The sequence below is a fragment of the Brevundimonas sp. D3-1P genome, from assembly GCF_055809335.1.
In genome coordinates this window covers 592,702-607,937 of record NZ_CM147908.1, presented here as the reverse complement: position 1 = coordinate 607,937, position 15,236 = coordinate 592,702, and the positions used below count along the sequence as shown (strand labels likewise).

The 15,236-nt window shown below is 66.2% G+C and carries 17 protein-coding genes and 1 other RNA gene; 9 read left to right on the top strand and 9 right to left on the bottom strand.

What is annotated here, in order from left to right; genetic code table 11:
* Nucleotides 1–66: 66 nt before the first annotated feature.
* The 3 genes from miaA to AC0L6G_RS03035 all read left to right on the top strand — a co-directional run bounded on the left by miaA (nucleotide 67) and on the right by AC0L6G_RS03035 (nucleotide 1,863).
* Complete coding sequence (gene miaA / locus AC0L6G_RS03045) at nucleotides 67–939, top strand: tRNA (adenosine(37)-N6)-dimethylallyltransferase MiaA (protein WP_293825071.1); 873 nt, start codon at nucleotides 67–69, stop codon at nucleotides 937–939.
* Nucleotides 940–953: 14 nt separating this feature from the next.
* Nucleotides 954–1,321, top strand: a transfer-messenger RNA (tmRNA) gene (gene ssrA / locus AC0L6G_RS03040).
* Nucleotides 1,322–1,389: 68 nt separating this feature from the next.
* Nucleotides 1,390–1,863, top strand: a complete 474-nt coding sequence (locus AC0L6G_RS03035; RefSeq protein WP_291538209.1) for an SspB family protein — start codon at nucleotides 1,390–1,392, stop codon at nucleotides 1,861–1,863.
* 3 nt (nucleotides 1,864–1,866) lie between these two features.
* Here the strand turns inward: AC0L6G_RS03035 and AC0L6G_RS03030 are convergent, their stop codons facing one another.
* The gene (locus AC0L6G_RS03030; RefSeq protein WP_291538343.1) at nucleotides 1,867–2,238 is read right to left on the bottom strand and encodes a RusA family crossover junction endodeoxyribonuclease; all 372 of its coding nucleotides are present in this window, start codon (nucleotides 2,236–2,238) and stop codon (nucleotides 1,867–1,869) included.
* A gap of 93 nt (nucleotides 2,239–2,331) precedes the next feature.
* Here AC0L6G_RS03030 and fumC point away from each other — a divergent pair, with 93 nt between their 5' ends.
* Entirely contained in the window at nucleotides 2,332–3,723 is a 1,392-nt protein-coding gene (gene fumC / locus AC0L6G_RS03025; protein ID WP_291538211.1) for a class II fumarate hydratase, read from the top strand.
* A gap of 84 nt (nucleotides 3,724–3,807) precedes the next feature.
* Here fumC and AC0L6G_RS03020 read toward each other — a convergent pair whose 3' ends face one another.
* Entirely contained in the window at nucleotides 3,808–4,047 is a 240-nt protein-coding gene (locus tag AC0L6G_RS03020) for a DUF2171 domain-containing protein (protein ID WP_291538213.1), read from the bottom strand.
* Between the two features lie 150 nt (nucleotides 4,048–4,197).
* Between AC0L6G_RS03020 and AC0L6G_RS03015 the strand changes: the two genes are divergently transcribed.
* The 4 genes from AC0L6G_RS03015 (at nucleotide 4,198) to AC0L6G_RS03000 (ending at nucleotide 6,365) form a co-directional block, all read left to right on the top strand.
* Nucleotides 4,198–5,457 (top strand): patatin-like phospholipase family protein, encoded by a 1,260-nt coding sequence (locus AC0L6G_RS03015; protein ID WP_293825075.1) that lies wholly within the window; start codon nucleotides 4,198–4,200, stop codon nucleotides 5,455–5,457.
* A 2-nt stretch (nucleotides 5,458–5,459) separates the two neighbouring features.
* A complete protein-coding gene (locus AC0L6G_RS03010) occupies nucleotides 5,460–5,651 on the top strand; it encodes a DUF4169 family protein (RefSeq protein WP_291538219.1) in 192 nt (63 codons plus the stop codon).
* 73 nt (nucleotides 5,652–5,724) lie between these two features.
* Nucleotides 5,725–6,144, top strand: a complete 420-nt coding sequence (locus AC0L6G_RS03005; protein WP_293825077.1) for a YbaY family lipoprotein — start codon at nucleotides 5,725–5,727, stop codon at nucleotides 6,142–6,144.
* Nucleotides 6,141–6,365, top strand: coding sequence for a ribbon-helix-helix domain-containing protein (locus AC0L6G_RS03000; RefSeq protein WP_291538224.1), 225 nt, complete (start codon nucleotides 6,141–6,143; stop codon nucleotides 6,363–6,365). The genes AC0L6G_RS03005 and AC0L6G_RS03000 overlap by 4 nt, the downstream gene beginning before the upstream one ends.
* 23 nt (nucleotides 6,366–6,388) lie before the next feature.
* On the opposite strand, the gene AC0L6G_RS02995 is transcribed toward AC0L6G_RS03000, so the two are convergent.
* Nucleotides 6,389–6,640, bottom strand: a complete 252-nt coding sequence (locus tag AC0L6G_RS02995; protein ID WP_293825080.1) for a hypothetical protein — start codon at nucleotides 6,638–6,640, stop codon at nucleotides 6,389–6,391.
* A 147-nt stretch (nucleotides 6,641–6,787) separates the two neighbouring features.
* Between AC0L6G_RS02995 and AC0L6G_RS02990 the strand changes: the two genes are divergently transcribed.
* A complete protein-coding gene (locus tag AC0L6G_RS02990; RefSeq protein WP_293825082.1) occupies nucleotides 6,788–9,145 on the top strand; it encodes an ATP-dependent helicase in 2,358 nt (785 codons plus the stop codon).
* Between the two features lie 106 nt (nucleotides 9,146–9,251).
* On the opposite strand, the gene lpdA is transcribed toward AC0L6G_RS02990, so the two are convergent.
* Genes lpdA through pdhA form a run of 6 tightly spaced genes read right to left on the bottom strand, consistent with a single transcriptional unit; the run spans nucleotide 9,252 to nucleotide 15,187 of the window.
* Entirely contained in the window at nucleotides 9,252–10,658 is a 1,407-nt protein-coding gene (lpdA, locus tag AC0L6G_RS02985) for a dihydrolipoyl dehydrogenase (RefSeq protein ID WP_293825085.1), read from the bottom strand.
* 2 nt (nucleotides 10,659–10,660) lie between these two features.
* Nucleotides 10,661–11,140: a glutathione peroxidase gene (locus AC0L6G_RS02980; protein ID WP_293825087.1), complete on the bottom strand. Its 480-nt coding sequence runs from the start codon at nucleotides 11,138–11,140 to the stop codon at nucleotides 10,661–10,663.
* Nucleotides 11,141–11,154: 14 nt separating this feature from the next.
* A complete protein-coding gene (locus tag AC0L6G_RS02975; RefSeq protein ID WP_293825089.1) occupies nucleotides 11,155–12,453 on the bottom strand; it encodes a pyruvate dehydrogenase complex dihydrolipoamide acetyltransferase in 1,299 nt (432 codons plus the stop codon).
* Nucleotides 12,453–12,770 (bottom strand): DUF5076 domain-containing protein, encoded by a 318-nt coding sequence (locus tag AC0L6G_RS02970; protein ID WP_291538241.1) that lies wholly within the window; start codon nucleotides 12,768–12,770, stop codon nucleotides 12,453–12,455. Before AC0L6G_RS02970 ends, AC0L6G_RS02975 begins: the two co-directional genes overlap by 1 nt.
* Nucleotides 12,767–14,155 carry a pyruvate dehydrogenase complex E1 component subunit beta gene (locus tag AC0L6G_RS02965; RefSeq protein ID WP_293825092.1) on the bottom strand — a complete coding sequence of 463 codons (1,389 nt, stop codon included), beginning with the start codon at nucleotides 14,153–14,155 and terminating at the stop codon, nucleotides 12,767–12,769. The genes AC0L6G_RS02970 and AC0L6G_RS02965 overlap by 4 nt, the downstream gene beginning before the upstream one ends.
* 3 nt (nucleotides 14,156–14,158) lie before the next feature.
* The gene (gene pdhA / locus AC0L6G_RS02960; protein ID WP_291538244.1) at nucleotides 14,159–15,187 is read right to left on the bottom strand and encodes a pyruvate dehydrogenase (acetyl-transferring) E1 component subunit alpha; all 1,029 of its coding nucleotides are present in this window, start codon (nucleotides 15,185–15,187) and stop codon (nucleotides 14,159–14,161) included.
* Between the last annotated feature and the right edge of the window lie 49 nt (nucleotides 15,188–15,236).

Sequence of the window (15,236 nt, the reverse complement as noted above, 5' to 3'; positions counted from 1 at the left end):
CCGGAAGGCTTGCAGGCGACTAGGCGCGCGTTCTATCGCCGTCGCAGCCCCGCCGCGAGCCTCGATTTGTCCAAAGCGCCATCAGTCACCCTGCTCGCCGGCCCGACCGCCTCGGGCAAGTCCGCCCTCGCCCTGAAAATAGCGCGCGAAACCGGGGCGGTGATCGTCAACGCCGACAGCCAGCAACTGTATGCCGACCTGAGAATCCTGACCGCCCGGCCTTCGCCGGAAGACGAGGCCATGGCCGACCATCGGCTTTATGGCGTGGTCGATGCGGCCGAGGCCTGGTCCGTCGGCAAATGGAGCCGGGCCGTCCTGGAGTTGCTGGCCGAACTCCGGGCCCAGGGCCGGCCCGCCGTCCTCGTCGGCGGCACAGGCCTCTATTTCATGGCCCTGACGCGGGGGCTGGCCGACATTCCGCCCGTGCCGCAAGCCGTGCGTAATGCGACCGAGGCCGACTATCTGATCCAGGGCGAGAGCGCCTTCCGCCGGCGCCTCGCTGAAATCGACCCCCTCGCTGCGCGCGTCATCGAACGGGGCGACCGCCAGCGGCTGGTGCGCGCCATGAGCGTTCACGCCGCCACCGGCCGGCCGCTCAGCGGCTGGAAGGCCGGGACCCGTCCGCTTCTCGCGCCGGGCGCCTGGACCGGGCGGGTGATCGAACCCGAACGCGAGACGCTGTACGCCGACTGCGACCGCCGCGTGGATCGGATGATGGACCAGGGCGTGCTGATCGAGGTCCAGGCCCTGATGCGACGCCGCCTAGACAGCACGCTTCCCGCGATGAAGGCTGTCGGCCTACGCGAGCTCGCCGCCCATCTGTCGGGCGACAGGGATCGCGACGCCGCCGTCGCCGCCCTGAAAAAGGTCACTCGAAACTACGCCAAGCGCCAGCTGACCTGGTTCAGGAACCAGACGCCCGAATGGCCCCGCAGCTGATCCCGCCGTCGAAGGCGCTTGGAAAGCGGCGACCGCCGCCCTATATTCAAACCGTCCGGTTTCGGCCGGACTATGGCGATAAACGCGCCTGTAATAAGCGGACCGGACCCGGGTGCGATTCCCGGCGGCTCCACCATCTTCTTCCTCGCGTTATCGGCGGAGGCGACATGGGGCCGACTAGCATCGACGGACGTGTAAAGAGGATTGCTTTCGCTCGTCCTGGCCCACCGTATCGGGCCATTTTCTAACTGCGAACGATAACTTCGCTGGAGAAGTCGCTCTCGCCGCGTAATGCGGTTCGGGTGATTTCGAATCTTAAGTCCTAGGGGTTCAGATCCTTGGGCGGGGCCTGTCGGGAGCCTGGCAACAGAATCCCGGCGCTTTACCGTGATGACATCTTTCGTCCGCGTCTCCGCGCCGCTATCAGTCACGCTCTGTTGCGAGGTGACGATGAGCGACCAGACCCCTCCGGTCGATGAGATGCAGTACGAGCGGCTCGCGCACGAGGCTCTTCGCGGGGTCCTGCGCGCGGCGCTTGAACGGGTTTTGGCCGAAGGCCTGCCCGGGGCGCACCATTTCTACATCACCTTCAAGACCCGCGCCGCCGGAGTCAGCGTCGCGCCCGACATCCTGGCGAAATACCCGGACGAGATGACGGTGGTTCTGCAGCATCAGTATGAAGACCTGCGCGTCGAGGCCGATCGCTTTTCGGTCAAGCTGCGCTTCGGCGGCATGCCCAAGAGCCTGGTCATCCCCTATACCGCCGTGACGCGCTTCTATGATCCCAGCGTCCAGTTCCTCCTGCAGTTCGAGGAACCCGAAGTCACGACGCCGGTGGAGGAAGACCCCGAGACGCCGCAGGATCCCTCGCCCGCATCGGACGGCCCCAAGGTCGTTTCGCTGGATCAGTTCCGCAAGAAATAGGCGTCAGTCGCGCGGATAGGAGCGGATCACGATCCGCTCGCGCTCGCCTTCGTGTCGCTCGACCAGCAGCCGCGCGACCTGAGCGTCGTCGTGGAACAGATAGCCCTTGATCGAATCCAAGAGGGCCTTGGCCAGGTTGTCCAGGTCCATCCACGGCGGTTCGCCGACGTGTTCCATGCGGATTTCGACGACATGGTCGCCCCAGGACGGCCGCGCCCCGCGCCACTCCTTGCGCATGAACTCATAGACCAGAGGCTTGTAATATTTGGCCTGGGTGGTCAGGCCGTCGATCACGATCTCGACGGCGTCGCCGTCCTCGCGCGCCCGGACCTTTCCGGTCCCGATCCAGCCGATGGTCACGCCAAGCCCGCTGATAGGGGGATGTTCGCGCTCTTCTTGCCCTGCATGACTGCCGTGCTACACCCCCGCGCAACCCATCGCCACGCTTGACAGACGAGATTTCCGCCTATGAGCAACGTCCGCACCGAAACCGACACCTTCGGCCCGATCGAGGTCGCCGCCGATCGCTACTGGGGCGCCCAGGCGCAGCGGTCGCTGGGCAATTTCAAGATCGGCTGGGAGAAGCAGCCCCTGCCGGTCGTGCGCGCCCTGGGGATCGTCAAACGCGCGGCCGCAGAGACCAACCGCGACCTGGGCAAGCTGGACCCCGTCCTGGCCGACGCCATCATCAAGGCCGCCAACGAGGTCATCGAAGGCAAGCTGAACGACCACTTCCCGCTGGTCGTCTGGCAGACCGGCTCGGGGACCCAGTCGAACATGAACGCCAACGAGGTGATCTCGAACCGCGCCATCGAGATCCTGGGCGGCGAGATGGGCTCCAAGACGCCGGTCCACCCGAACGACCACGTCAACATGAGCCAGTCGTCCAACGACACCTATCCCACGGCCATGCACGTCGCCTGCGCCGAACAGGTGGTCAACGACCTGATCCCGGCGCTGAAGCATCTGCACGCCGCCCTGGACGCCAAGTCCAAGGCCTGGGCCCACATCATCAAGATCGGCCGCACCCATACCCAGGACGCCACGCCCCTGACGCTGGGCCAGGAGTTCGGCGGCTACGCCCAGCAGGTCGCCAACGGGATCGAGCGGATTGAACAGACCCTGCCCAAGCTGATGGAACTGGCCCAGGGCGGCACCGCCGTCGGCACCGGCCTGAACGCCCCCATCGGCTTCGCGGAAAAGGTCGCGGCCCAGATTGCGGAGATCACCGGCCTGCCCTTCACCACCGCCCCGAACAAGTTCGAGGCCCTGGCCGCCCACGACGCCATGGTCTTCAGCCACGGCGCGATCAACACGGTCGCCGCCTCGCTGTTCAAGATCGCCAACGACATCCGCTTCCTGGGCTCCGGCCCGCGTTCGGGCCTGGGCGAACTGGCCCTGCCGGAAAACGAGCCCGGCTCGTCGATCATGCCGGGCAAGGTCAATCCGACCCAGTGCGAGGCCCTGACCCAGGTCTGCGTCCAGGTGTTCGGCAACAACGCCGCCCTGACCTTCGCCGGATCGCAGGGGCATTTCGAACTGAACGTCTACAACCCGGTGATGGCCTACAACTTCCTGCAGTCGGTGCGTCTGGTCGCCGATGCGGCCATCAGCTTCACCGACAACTGCGTCGTCGGCATCGAGGCGCGCGAGGACAATATCGCGCGCGGGCTGAACAACTCCCTGATGCTGGTCACGGCGCTGAACGGCAAGCTGGGTTATGACCTCTGCGCCAAGATCGCCAAGACGGCGCACAGGAACGGCACCACCCTGCGCGAGGAAGCCGTCGGCGGCGGCTATCTGACCGACGCCGAGTTCGACGAGGCGGTGCGTCCCGAAAAGATGATCGCACCGGGCTGACCTCCGGCCCTGGCCCATATGACGAAGCGCCGACGTCCATCGACATCGGCGCTTTTTCTTCCTCTGAAGCTGTCCGGCTAGACGCTAGTGGGGCTTCTCGGACCAGCGGGCCTTGGCGTCGTCCTGGGTCAGATTCAGGTGAACGTGTTTGTCGTCCACGCTGGCGACCCAGCTGACCGGGATCAGGTGATGCTTGAACCCGCCGGCGAAATCCAGCTTGGCCAGTTCGATCTGATCGCCCAGCACGTGATCGACGCGACCGACATGGCCGCCGTCCGAACCGACGACTTCCAGATGTTCCTTGATGAGCGATACGTCGACCATGATGTCTCCAATGCGGTTTGTTGCTGTCTCTGAAAACGTGAGCCCCATCGTCGGGTTTCAAACGGCGCCGCTTTGAACTCCGCGTTTGATCTGGCGGCCATTGCGGCGAGCCTGTATGTGACGGGCGTTCATCTGGATGGAACTGAACGAATGCGGCGAATCGGTTCGGGGCTTTTCGGCATCGTCATGGCCTTGGCGCTGACCGCATGCGGCACGCTGGAGCGGCCGACCGGCCCGCTCAGGATCGCCGACGGCACGCTGATCAAGGCCCAGGACCCCCGCATCCAAAGCAACGACAGCGCGCGCCTGCAAGAATTCACCCAGGAGATCGCCGGGCGCCTTCTGCCCGATCACCCGACCACCATCCTGGCCTTGTCGGGCGGGGGGGCCAACGGGGCGTATGGCGCGGGGCTTCTGACGGGTTGGAGCGAGCGCGGCGATCGCCCGACGTTCGACGTGGTCACAGGCGTCAGCACCGGCGCCCTTGCCGCGCCCTTCGCCTTCCTGGGATCGGACTGGGACGACGAACTGCGCCACGCCTACACCAGCGGCGGAGCCAACAATATCCTGAGCTGGCGCAGCTTCGCCGCCTTCCTGAACCCCAGCGTGTTCTCATCCCAGGTTCTGCGCAAGCTGGTCGACGACAATGTAACGCCCGAATTGTTGCGCGCCGTGGCGCGCGAACACGCCAACGGCCGACGCCTTCTGGTCGCCACGACGAACCTGGACAGCGAACAGACCGTCATCTGGGACATGGGCCTGTTGGCCAGTCAGGGCGACGAGAATGCGCGCGAACTGTTCAAGGAGGTCCTGGTCGCCTCGGCCAGCATCCCGGGCGTCTTTCCGCCCGCCCTGATCGCGGGCCTTCAGGACGACGACAAGGTCGTGCTGGAAATGCACGTGGACGGCGGGGTCAACACGCCGTTCCTGGCCATTCCCGAAGATCTGATGCTGTGGACCCGGCCCAGGGACGAAGGCCGCGTCGGGGCTCTCTACGTCATCGTCAACGGCCAGACCGGGCGCAACGACGGCGTCACGCCGGGGCGTTTGTCGGGCATCCTGTCGCGCACCTACGACAGCATGAGCAAGGCCTCGCTTCGCACCCATCTGGCCATCACCACCGCCTTCGCCCAGCGCAACGGCCTGGACATGTCGCTGTCGGCCATTCCCGATAATGTCGAGGCCTCCAGCCTGAAGTTCGACCAGGAAACCATGTCGGCCATGTTCGAACTGGGTCGCCAGCGCGGACGCGGTCCCGACGCCTGGACCCGCCTCGATCGCAAGCAGGCCGATCAGCCCTTCATCCCCCAGACCCGCGTCGACGAAGCCCAGGTGCCTGCCGTCCTCGCACCGGCGCCATCGTCCACCGCGTCCGACACGCCGGCCCACACCGACACGCCGAAGCGCTGACCATGGGCGAGATCGTCAATCTGAACCGCGCCCGGAAATCCCGGTCGAAAGCGGACCGCAAGGCCGAGGCCGTCGCCAATCGCCTCGCCCACGGCCGCACCAGGGCCGATAAGCAGGCGGCCCGGCTGGACCAGGCGCGCGAGGCCCGCCTGCTTGACGGCAAGAAACGGGATAGGCCGCAGGGCGACGGCTGAACCGTCGAACCTTGGCCCGCCTCTCACGTCTCGCGCCCAAGTGTGACACACTGGCGCCAAAGAGGAGATCGCCATGCGACACGCCGCCTTCGTTCTGCCCGCCGCCCTGGTCCAGGCCGCTTGCGCCATGCCGGGAGAGACGCCGCCGACCGTGACGGCCGGCACGACGGTCGTGACCGTCACCGCCCTATATCGCGAACGGGTCATGCTGCCGCCGGGCCATGTGCTGACCGTTCGAGTCGAGGACGTCAGCCTGGCGGACGCCCCGGCCCAGGTCCTGGCCGAAAGCAGCGAAACCCTGGCGGGCGCCCCGCCCTATGCGGTGACATTGGGCTTTCCGACAGCTCAGATCGATCCACGTCATACCTACGCCGTCCGCGCCGAGATACGCGATCCGGCGGGCGCCCTGGTCTTCACCACCGACACGCGCCACGCCGTCCTGACCCAGGGCGCGCCCGCCTCGGCCGAGATCGTGCTGAAGTCCGTGCGTTGAACGGTCTGGCCAAACGCTCGGTCGCCTTGGCGGGCCATGCGACGTCGGTGGCGCTGGAGCCCGAGTTCTGGGCTGTCCTGGACCGGATCGCGGCGAAGCGGAATCTCAGCAAGGCCGGATTGCTGGCCGAGATCGACGCCGGACGCGGCCGACGCCCCCTGGCCTCGGCCTGTCGCCTGCTGGCGCTGGACTGGGTGGCGGACAACGGCCGGGTGGTCTGATCGGAGATTCGTCGGCCTACATCCTAGGCCGATGACGACCGTAACCGACAGCCGGACTCCGTACCTTCTCGGCAGCGATCAGACTGCGCGGGCGCCTGCGCCTGCGGCGTCTCCAGGGCGATGAAGGCGTCCGACCTGCGTTCGCCTTCCATCTCCACCAACACGATCCAGATCGCCAGCAGCACGAACATCGCGCCCATGCCCACGGCGAAGGCGATCCAGCCGGAACGGCCGGGCTTCGGTGGACGGTCCGCCGTCCTGTCGGTCTGTGGCATGCCTTGCATCGTGACTGGAACCGGCCGCCGAGCCGGCAGGTTCCGCGTTTTCATTTCGGCGTCGGCCCTGACATTGCCTTGCGGTCCCCTTATGTTCCGCGCTCGATTCTGCCAGACCTCCTCTGAACCACGGATAGTCCCTCGCCTGTGACCGATCTTCCCGCCCCCCGCATTTCCGACCTCGCCCGCGCCCGCGCGCCCGAGGGGGTCCAGGCGCGCGACTATCTGGCCGGGCTGAACCCCGAACAGCGCGAGGCCGTGGAGACGACCGAGGGGCCGGTCCTGGTGCTGGCCGGCGCGGGAACGGGCAAGACGCGGGTGCTGACCACTCGACTGGCCCACATCCTGGCGACCGGACGCGCCAGACCGTGGGAGCTGCTGGCCGTCACCTTCACCAACAAGGCCGCGCGCGAGATGCGCGAGCGGATCACCCATCTGATCGGCCCGTCGGCCGAGGGCCTTCGCTGGCTGGGCACCTTCCACTCCATCGCCGCCCAGATTCTGCGCCGCCACGCCGAACTGGTCGGCCTGAAATCCACCTTCGCCATCCTGGATGCGGACGACCAGGAACGAGTGCTGAAACAGCTGCTGGAAGCCGCCAATATCGACACCAAACGCTGGACGCCCAAGTCGCTCAACAGCCTGATCGACCATTGGAAGAACCGAGGCTGGACGCCCGAAAAGCTGCCCCCCGGCGAGGACTTCGCCAACGGCAAGGGCCAGGGTCTCTACGCCGCCTACCAGGCGCGGCTGCGCAGCCTGAACGCCTGCGACTTTGGCGACCTTCTGCTGCACAACATCACCATTCTGTCGCAGCACGCGGACCTGGCCGAGGAGTACCGCCGCCGCTTCCGCTACATCCTGGTCGACGAGTATCAGGACACCAATGTCGCCCAGTATCTTTGGCTGAGGCTGCTGACCGCCTCCACCGGCAACGTCTGCTGCGTCGGCGACGACGATCAGTCGATCTATGGCTGGCGCGGCGCGGAAGTGGACAACATCCTGCGGTTCGAGCGCGACTTCCCCGGCGCCAAGATCGTCAAGCTGGAGCGGAATTATCGCTCGACCCGCCATATCCTGGGCGCGGCGTCCGGTTTGATCGCGGCCAACCGCGACCGGCTGGGCAAGACCCTGTGGACCGAGGACGACGGCGGCGACAAGGTCAGGGTGCGCGGCGTCTGGGACGGCGAGGCCGAGGCCCGGCTGATCGCCGACGAGATCGAGACGGCCCGCCGCCCCCACGCCGGCGAACCGGGGCTGAAATACAAGGACATGGCCATCCTGGTCCGCGCCTCCTTCCAGATGCGGGCCTTCGAGGAGCGGCTGGTCATGCTGGCCATCCCCTACGCCGTCATCGGCGGGCCGCGCTTCTTCGAGCGCGCCGAAATCCGCGACGCCCACGCCTATCTGCGGCTGATCCTGTCCGAGGACGACGACCTGGCGTTCGAACGCATCGTCAACGTGCCCAAGCGCGGCATCGGCGACGCCAGCGTTCAGAAAATCCTGCAGATCGCCCGTCAGCACGACATATCCGCCCTGACCGCCGTGCGCGGCCTGATCAACACCGACGAGCTTCAGGCCCGCACCCGCACCGCCCTGTCCAACTTCGTGCGCGACATCGACCGCTGGCGCGCCCTGTCGGCCGACACGCCCCACTGGCAGGTCATGGAGACGGTGTTGGAGGAGAGCGGTTACACCGACATGCAGAAAGCCGACAGAACCTCGGGCCAGACGCGGCTGGAGAACCTCAAGGAACTGACCCAGTCGATGCAGTCGTTCGAGACGCTTCAGGCCTATCTGGAGCACGTCTCCCTGGTCATGGACCTGGAGCGCAACGCCGGCGACGATCCCAATGGCGACGGCGCGGTGCAGATCATGACCCTGCACGGCGCCAAGGGGCTGGAGTTCCCTCTCGTCTTCCTGCCCGGCTGGGAAGAAGGCGTCTTCCCCTCGCAACGCAGCATCGACGAGAAGGGCGAGAAGGGCCTGGAGGAGGAACGCCGTCTGGCCTATGTCGGCGTGACGCGGGCCAAACAGGACGCGCGGATTTCCTTCGCCGCCAATCGTCTGGTCTACGGCCGCTGGACATCGCAACTGCCCAGCCGCTTCGTCGACGAACTGCCCATCGCCCACGTCGATCCCCAGTCGGACACCGGCTATTACGGCGCCTCGACCGGCATGAAGGAGGCCAAGAGCCGCTGGGACGACGCGCCCTCCTTCGGCAGCGGCTATTCCTCGCCCGGCTGGAAACGCGCCCAGAGTTTCACCGCCGCCCAGACGCCGAACAAAATTCCGGCCCGCAAGGCCGTCATCGAGGGCGACGGCCGCCTGATCGCCACGGCGGATCCCAAATCCGGCTCCGGCTGGCAGAAAGGCCAGCGCGTCTTTCATCAGAAGTTCGGTTACGGAACCGTGCGCGTGATCGAGGGCAACAAGCTGGTGGTCGAGTTCGAAAAGGCCGGCGAAAAGCGTGTGATCGACAGCTTCGTCGAAAAGGCGGACTGACCGGTTCAGACCGGCGTCGCCGCGCCGCGCAGCCGCCAAGTCTCCCATATGCCGACGGCCATCGGAACGGCCGTCGTGCCCGACCAACGGCACGGCCAGACCCGTATCAGAGGTGGATCACCCGGCCATAGGCGTCCAGAGCCGCTTCGTGCATGGCCTCCGACATGGTCGGGTGCGGATAGACGATGCCGTGGATGTCTTCCTCAGTCGCCTCCATGGCGATGGCCGTGACGAAGCCCTGGATCATTTCGGTGACTTCATGGCCCATCATATGGGCGCCGATCAGGGCGCCGGTCTTGGCGTCGAAGATCACCTTGACGAAGCCGTCCGGCTCGCCCGCCGCCACCGCCTTGCCGTTCACCCGGAAGGGGAAGCGGCCGATCTTGACGTCGCGCTTCTCGGCGCGGGCCGCCTGTTCGGTCACGCCGACCGAGGCGACCTGCGGCTGGGCGTAGGTGCAGCCGGCGATGGGCGAATGGACGTTCGGGCTCTTGTAGCCGGCGATGAATTCGGCGGCGTGGATGCCTTCGTGCGAGGCCTTGTGCGCCAGCCAGGGCGCGCCGGCGCAGTCGCCGATGGCGAACAGGCCCTTGACGTTGGTCTGGCAGTGGCCGTCGGTCTTGATGTGGCCGCGGTCCAGTTCGACGCCCAGCGCCTCCAGGCCGATGCCGTCGGTGTTGGCGGTGATGCCCACGGCCGAGATGCAGACCTCGGCCTCCAGCGTCTCGGCCTTGCCGCCGATCTCGACATCGACCTTCACGCCGTTCGCGTTCTTTGCGACCTTCGTCACCTTGGCGCCGACCTTGAACTTGATGCCGCGCTTCTCGAACGCCTTCTGCGCGGCCTTGGAGACCTCCTCGTCCTCGACCGGCATGATGCGCTCGACCGCCTCGACGACCGTCACCTCGGCGCCCAGGGCGCGATAGAAGCTGGCGAACTCGATGCCGATGGCGCCCGAGCCGATGACCACGAACGACTTGGGCAGTGTCTTCGGGGCCAGAGCGTCGCGATAGGCCCAGATCTTGTCCCCGTCGGCCTCCAGGCCGATCTGAGGCAAGGATCGCGCGCGGGCGCCCACCGCCAGCATCACCGACTTGGCCTCGACCGTGCGCGACCCGCCGGCCTTCAGCGCGATCACGACCTTGGGCGCCGCCGCGCCCTTTTCGAGCTTGGCCGAGCCTTCGATCACCTCGATCTTGTTCTTCTTCATCAGGAAGGCGACGCCCTTGTTCATCGTCGCCGCCACGCCGCGCGAGCGCTGGATGATGGCGTCGAAGTCGAACGAGGCGCCGGACGCCGACAGTCCGTATTCTTTCAGGTGGCTCAGGCTCTCGAACTTCTCGCCCGACTTCAGCAGGGCCTTGGTCGGGATACAGCCCCAGTTCAGACAGATGCCGCCCAGATTCTCGCGCTCGACGATGGCGACCTTCTGGCCCAGTTGGCTGGCGCGGATCGCCGCGACATAGCCGCCGGGGCCCGAGCCGATGACGACGAGATCGAATTCTTGGGCCATGATCAGATCAACTTCTCGATGTCGGCCTTTATGGCCTCGGGTTCTGTCTGCGGGGCGTAGCGGGCGGCCACCCTGCCCTCGCGGTCGGTCAGGAACTTGGTGAAGTTCCACTTGATGGCCTGGGAGCCCAGGAAGCCGCGCTTCTCTCGGGTCAGCCAGGCGTAGAGCGGATGCCGGTTTGGGCCGTTGACCTCCACCTTGTCGAACAAGGGAAAGGTCACGTCGAAGCTGGTGGCGCAAAAGGCGGCGATCTCCGCCGCCCGGCCGGGCTCCTGATTGCCGAACTGGTTGCACGGAAAGCCCAGAACCTCGAACGGCTGGCCGGCGAAGTCCCGGTGCAGCGTCTCCAGACCCTCGTACTGGCCGGTGAAGCCGCATTTGGACGCGGTGTTGACGATCAACAGCGCCTGACCGCGATAACGGTTAAGCGACACCTCCGTGCCGTCGATGGCGCGGGCGGAAAAGTCATAGACCGAGGTCATGACCAGCCCGTCCCTTACGCCAGCATCGCGACAGGATCTTCGATCAACGGCTTGAACGCCTGCAGGAAGCGGGCGCCCGTCGCGCCGTCCACCACGCGGTGATCGCAGGTCAGGGTCACGGTCATGACGGTGGCTGGAACGACCTGGCCGTCCTTGACCACGGCGCGCTGCTCGCCGGCGCCCACGCTCATGATGCAACCCTGCGGCTCATTGATGATCGAGGTGAACTGCTTGATGCCGAACATCCCCAGATTGGACACCGAGAAGGTGCCGCCCTGGAACTCTTCCGGCTTCAGCTTGCGCTCGCGGGCGCGCTTGGCCAGGTCCTTGGACTCGGTCGCGATCTGCGCCAGGCCCTTGGTCTCGGCCTTCCTGATGATCGGGGTGATCAGGCCGCCGTCGATCGCCACCGCCATCGAGATGTCGGCATTGTGGTGCATGGCGATGCCTTCCGGCGTATAGGAGGCGTTCGCCTCGGGCACCGCCTTCAGGGCCAGGGCCGCGGCCTTGATGACGAAGTCGTTGACGGAGACCTTGATCCCCTGCGGCTCCAGCATCTTGTTCACCTTGGCGCGCACGGCCATCAGCTGGTCGATCTCGACATCGATGAACAGCGGGAAGTGCGGCACGTTCTGGACGCTGTCGACCATGCGACGCGCCACGGCCTTCTTCATGCCGTCCAGCGGGATCAGGTCGTAGCTGCCGTCCGGGATCCCCATCTGGGCCAGCGATAGAGCCTTGCGCGGTTCGGCGGCGGCGCTTGCCTCGGCCGTTGCGGGCGGCGTGGACGCAGGTCGGGCGGCGCCCTTGCCGGCGGCCTCGACATCGCGCTTGACGATCCGGCCATGCGGGCCGGTGCCCTTGATAGACTTCAGATCGACGCCGTTCTGCGCCGCGATGCGACGCGCCAGGGGCGAGGCGAAGATGCGTTCGCCGTTGTCCGACTTCGGCGCGGCCGGAGCCGGTGCGGCGGCCTTTGGCGCCTCGACGGCTGCGGCGGGCGCGGCCTGGGGCTTCGGAGACTCCTCGGCCTTGTCGGCAGGCTCGTCCGCAGGCTTGGGCGCGGCTGCGCCGCCTTCGTCCTTCAGCCGGGCGATGGGCGTATTGACCTTCACGCCTTCGGTCCCTTCGGCCACCAGGATGTCGGTGACTTCGCCCTCGTCGACCGCCTCGACCTCCATCGTGGCCTTGTCGGTTTCGATCTCGGCGATCACGTCGCCGGCGGAAACCATGTCGCCCACCTTCACGTGCCATTTGGCCAGCACGCCCTCCTCCATGGTCGGAGACAGGGCCGGCATAAGGATATCGGTCATCAGGCGTTCCCCCCGGTTTTCGTGATCGGCTCGGCGACGGTGCGGACGTCGTTCGCCTTCACCACTTCGGTCAAGCCTTCGAGGATGCGGTGGTAGGCGGCTGTTTCATCGTGGCTGTGACGCACGGCGTAACCATGCGCCATGTGGCGCGCCGCATAGGCCAGCAGACGGCCGAACTGGATCGGATCGTTGAAGGCGGGCTTGACCGCCATCACCGGCTCCTCCTTCGACCACCACATCCGCAGCAGTTCGATGGCCTGGGGATCAGCCGCGACGCTGTCGGGCGTCGTCAGCATGAATTCCGACGCCTCGGTCACGCCATCACCTGCTTCACGGCCGCGATGATCTTGTCGACGCCGGGCAGAGACAGGGCTTCGAGATTGGCGGCGTAGGGCAGCGGCACGTCTTCCTGATGCACCCGCAGCGGCGGAGCGTCCAGATAGTCGAAGGCGTGCTCGATCACGCGGGCCACGACCTCGGCGCCGACGCCCATCGGACCCCAGCCCTCTTCGGCCGAAACCAGACGATTGGTCTTCTTGACGCTTTCGACCACAGTCTCATGGTCCAACGGGCGCAGGGTGCGCAGGTCGATCACCTCGGCCTCGATCCCTTCTTCGGCCAGCTTCTCGGCGGCCTGCAGGGCGAAGCCGACCATGCGGGCGTGGGCGGTGATGGTGACATCCCTGCCCTCGCGGCGGACCTTGGCCTTGCCGATCGGCAGGACATAGTCCTCGACCTCCGGCACGTCGAACTCGGCGCCGTAGAGCATCTCGTGCTCGAGGAAGACGACCGGGTTCGGGTCGCGGATGGCGGCCTTCAACAGGCCCTTGGCGTCGGCCGCGTCATAGGGGGCGATGACCTTCAGGCCGGGCACCTGGGCGTACCAGGCCGAATAGTCCTGGCTATGCTGCGCGCCGACGCGGCTGGCGGCGCCGTTCGGGCCGCGGAAGACGATGTCGGCGCGGATCTGACCACCCGACATATACAGCGTCTTGGCGGCCGAGTTGATGATGTGGTCGATGGCCTGCATGGCGAAGTTGAACGTCATGAACTCGACGATCGGCTTCAGGCCCGCCATGGCGGCGCCCACGCCCAAGCCGGCGAAGCCGTGCTCGGTGATCGGCGTGTCGACCACGCGCCGGTCGCCGAACTCCTGCAGCAGGTCGCGGCTGACTTTGTAGGCCCCCTGGTACTGGGCGACTTCCTCGCCGATCAGGAAGACCCGGTCGTCGCGACGCATCTCCTCGGCCATGGCGTCGCGCAGGGCGTCGCGCACGGTCATCTTGACCAGTTTGGCGTCGGACGGAATTTCCGGGTCGCGCAGTTCGACTTTCGGCGTCGAGGTCTGGGGCGGGGCCTTTTCGGGATCGCCGGTCTTGCCCTCGGCCGTAGCCTTCGTCGTTGAAGTCGCTGCTTTCGCGTCGTCGGAATCGTCGGATTTCGTCGTCGAAATCGCACCCGCGTCGTCGCCCGAAAGACGCGCGATGGGCGTATTGACCTTCACGTTCTCGGCGCCTTCCGGCACCAGGATCTCCAGAACCTCGCCTTCGTCCACGGCCTCGACTTCCATCGTCGCCTTGTCGGTCTCGATCTCGGCGATCACCTGGCCGGCCGACACGGTGTCGCCCGCCTTGATATGCCATTTGGTCAGCGTGCCCTCTTCCATCGTGGGGGACAGCGCCGGCATCAGAATGTCGGTCACGGATCAGGCCTCCACGTAGACGTCGGTATAGAGCTCGGACGGATCGGGTTCCGGGCTCTCTTGGGCGAATTGAACAGCTTCGGCGACGATCGCCTTGATTTCGTTATCGACGGTCTTCAGCTCCTCCTCGGTCGCCTTGGCGGCCGACAGCAGCATCTTCAGGTGATCGATCGGATCACGGGTCTTCTTGACCTCGTCGACCTCTTCCTTGGTGCGGTATTTCGCCGGGTCGGACATCGAGTGGCCGCGGTAACGATAGGTCTTCACCTCCAGGATGAAGGGGCCGCCGCCTTCGCGCGCGCGCTTCACCGCACGGGCCGTCGCGTCGCGCACGGCCAGGACGTCCATCCCGTCCACCTGTTCGCCCGGAATGCCGAAGCTGGCGCCGCGCTGGTACAGTTCCGTCGTCGAGGACGAGCGTTCGATGCTCGTGCCCATCGCATATTGATTGTTTTCGATGATGTAGATGGCCGGCAGCTTCCACAGCTGGGCCATGTTGAAGCTTTCGTACACCTGACCCTGGTTGGCCGCGCCGTCGCCGAAATAGACGAAGGCCACCGAATCGTCGCCGCGATACTTGCCGGCGAAGGCCAGACCGGTGCCCAGCGCCACCTGGGCGCCGACGATGCCATGTCCACCGTAGAAGCCGGTCGGCACGTCGAACATGTGCATCGACCCGCCCTTGCCCTTGGACGAACCGCCGCTGCGGCCGGTCAGCTCGGCCATGACTTCCTTCGGGTCCATGCCGGCGGCCAGCATATGGCCGTGATCGCGATAGCCGGTGATGATCTTGTCGTGGCCCGGTTTGACGCTCTCCTGAACGCCGACCGCCACGGCCTCCTGGCCGATGTACAGGTGGCAGAAGCCGCCGATCAGGCCCATGCCGTACAGTTGGCCCGCGCGCTCCTCGAAGCGACGGATCAGAACCATTTCGCGATAGAAGCGAAGCAGGTCTTCCTTAGACGCCGTCGGCGCATTGGGCAGTTTGTCAGGCGTTGTCGTCTGAGCGGATTTGGCTGGGGCTTTCGCCATCCGGTATCTCCCGGCTAGGCGCCGAGAAGCGACGCCTTCTTATCGTTAC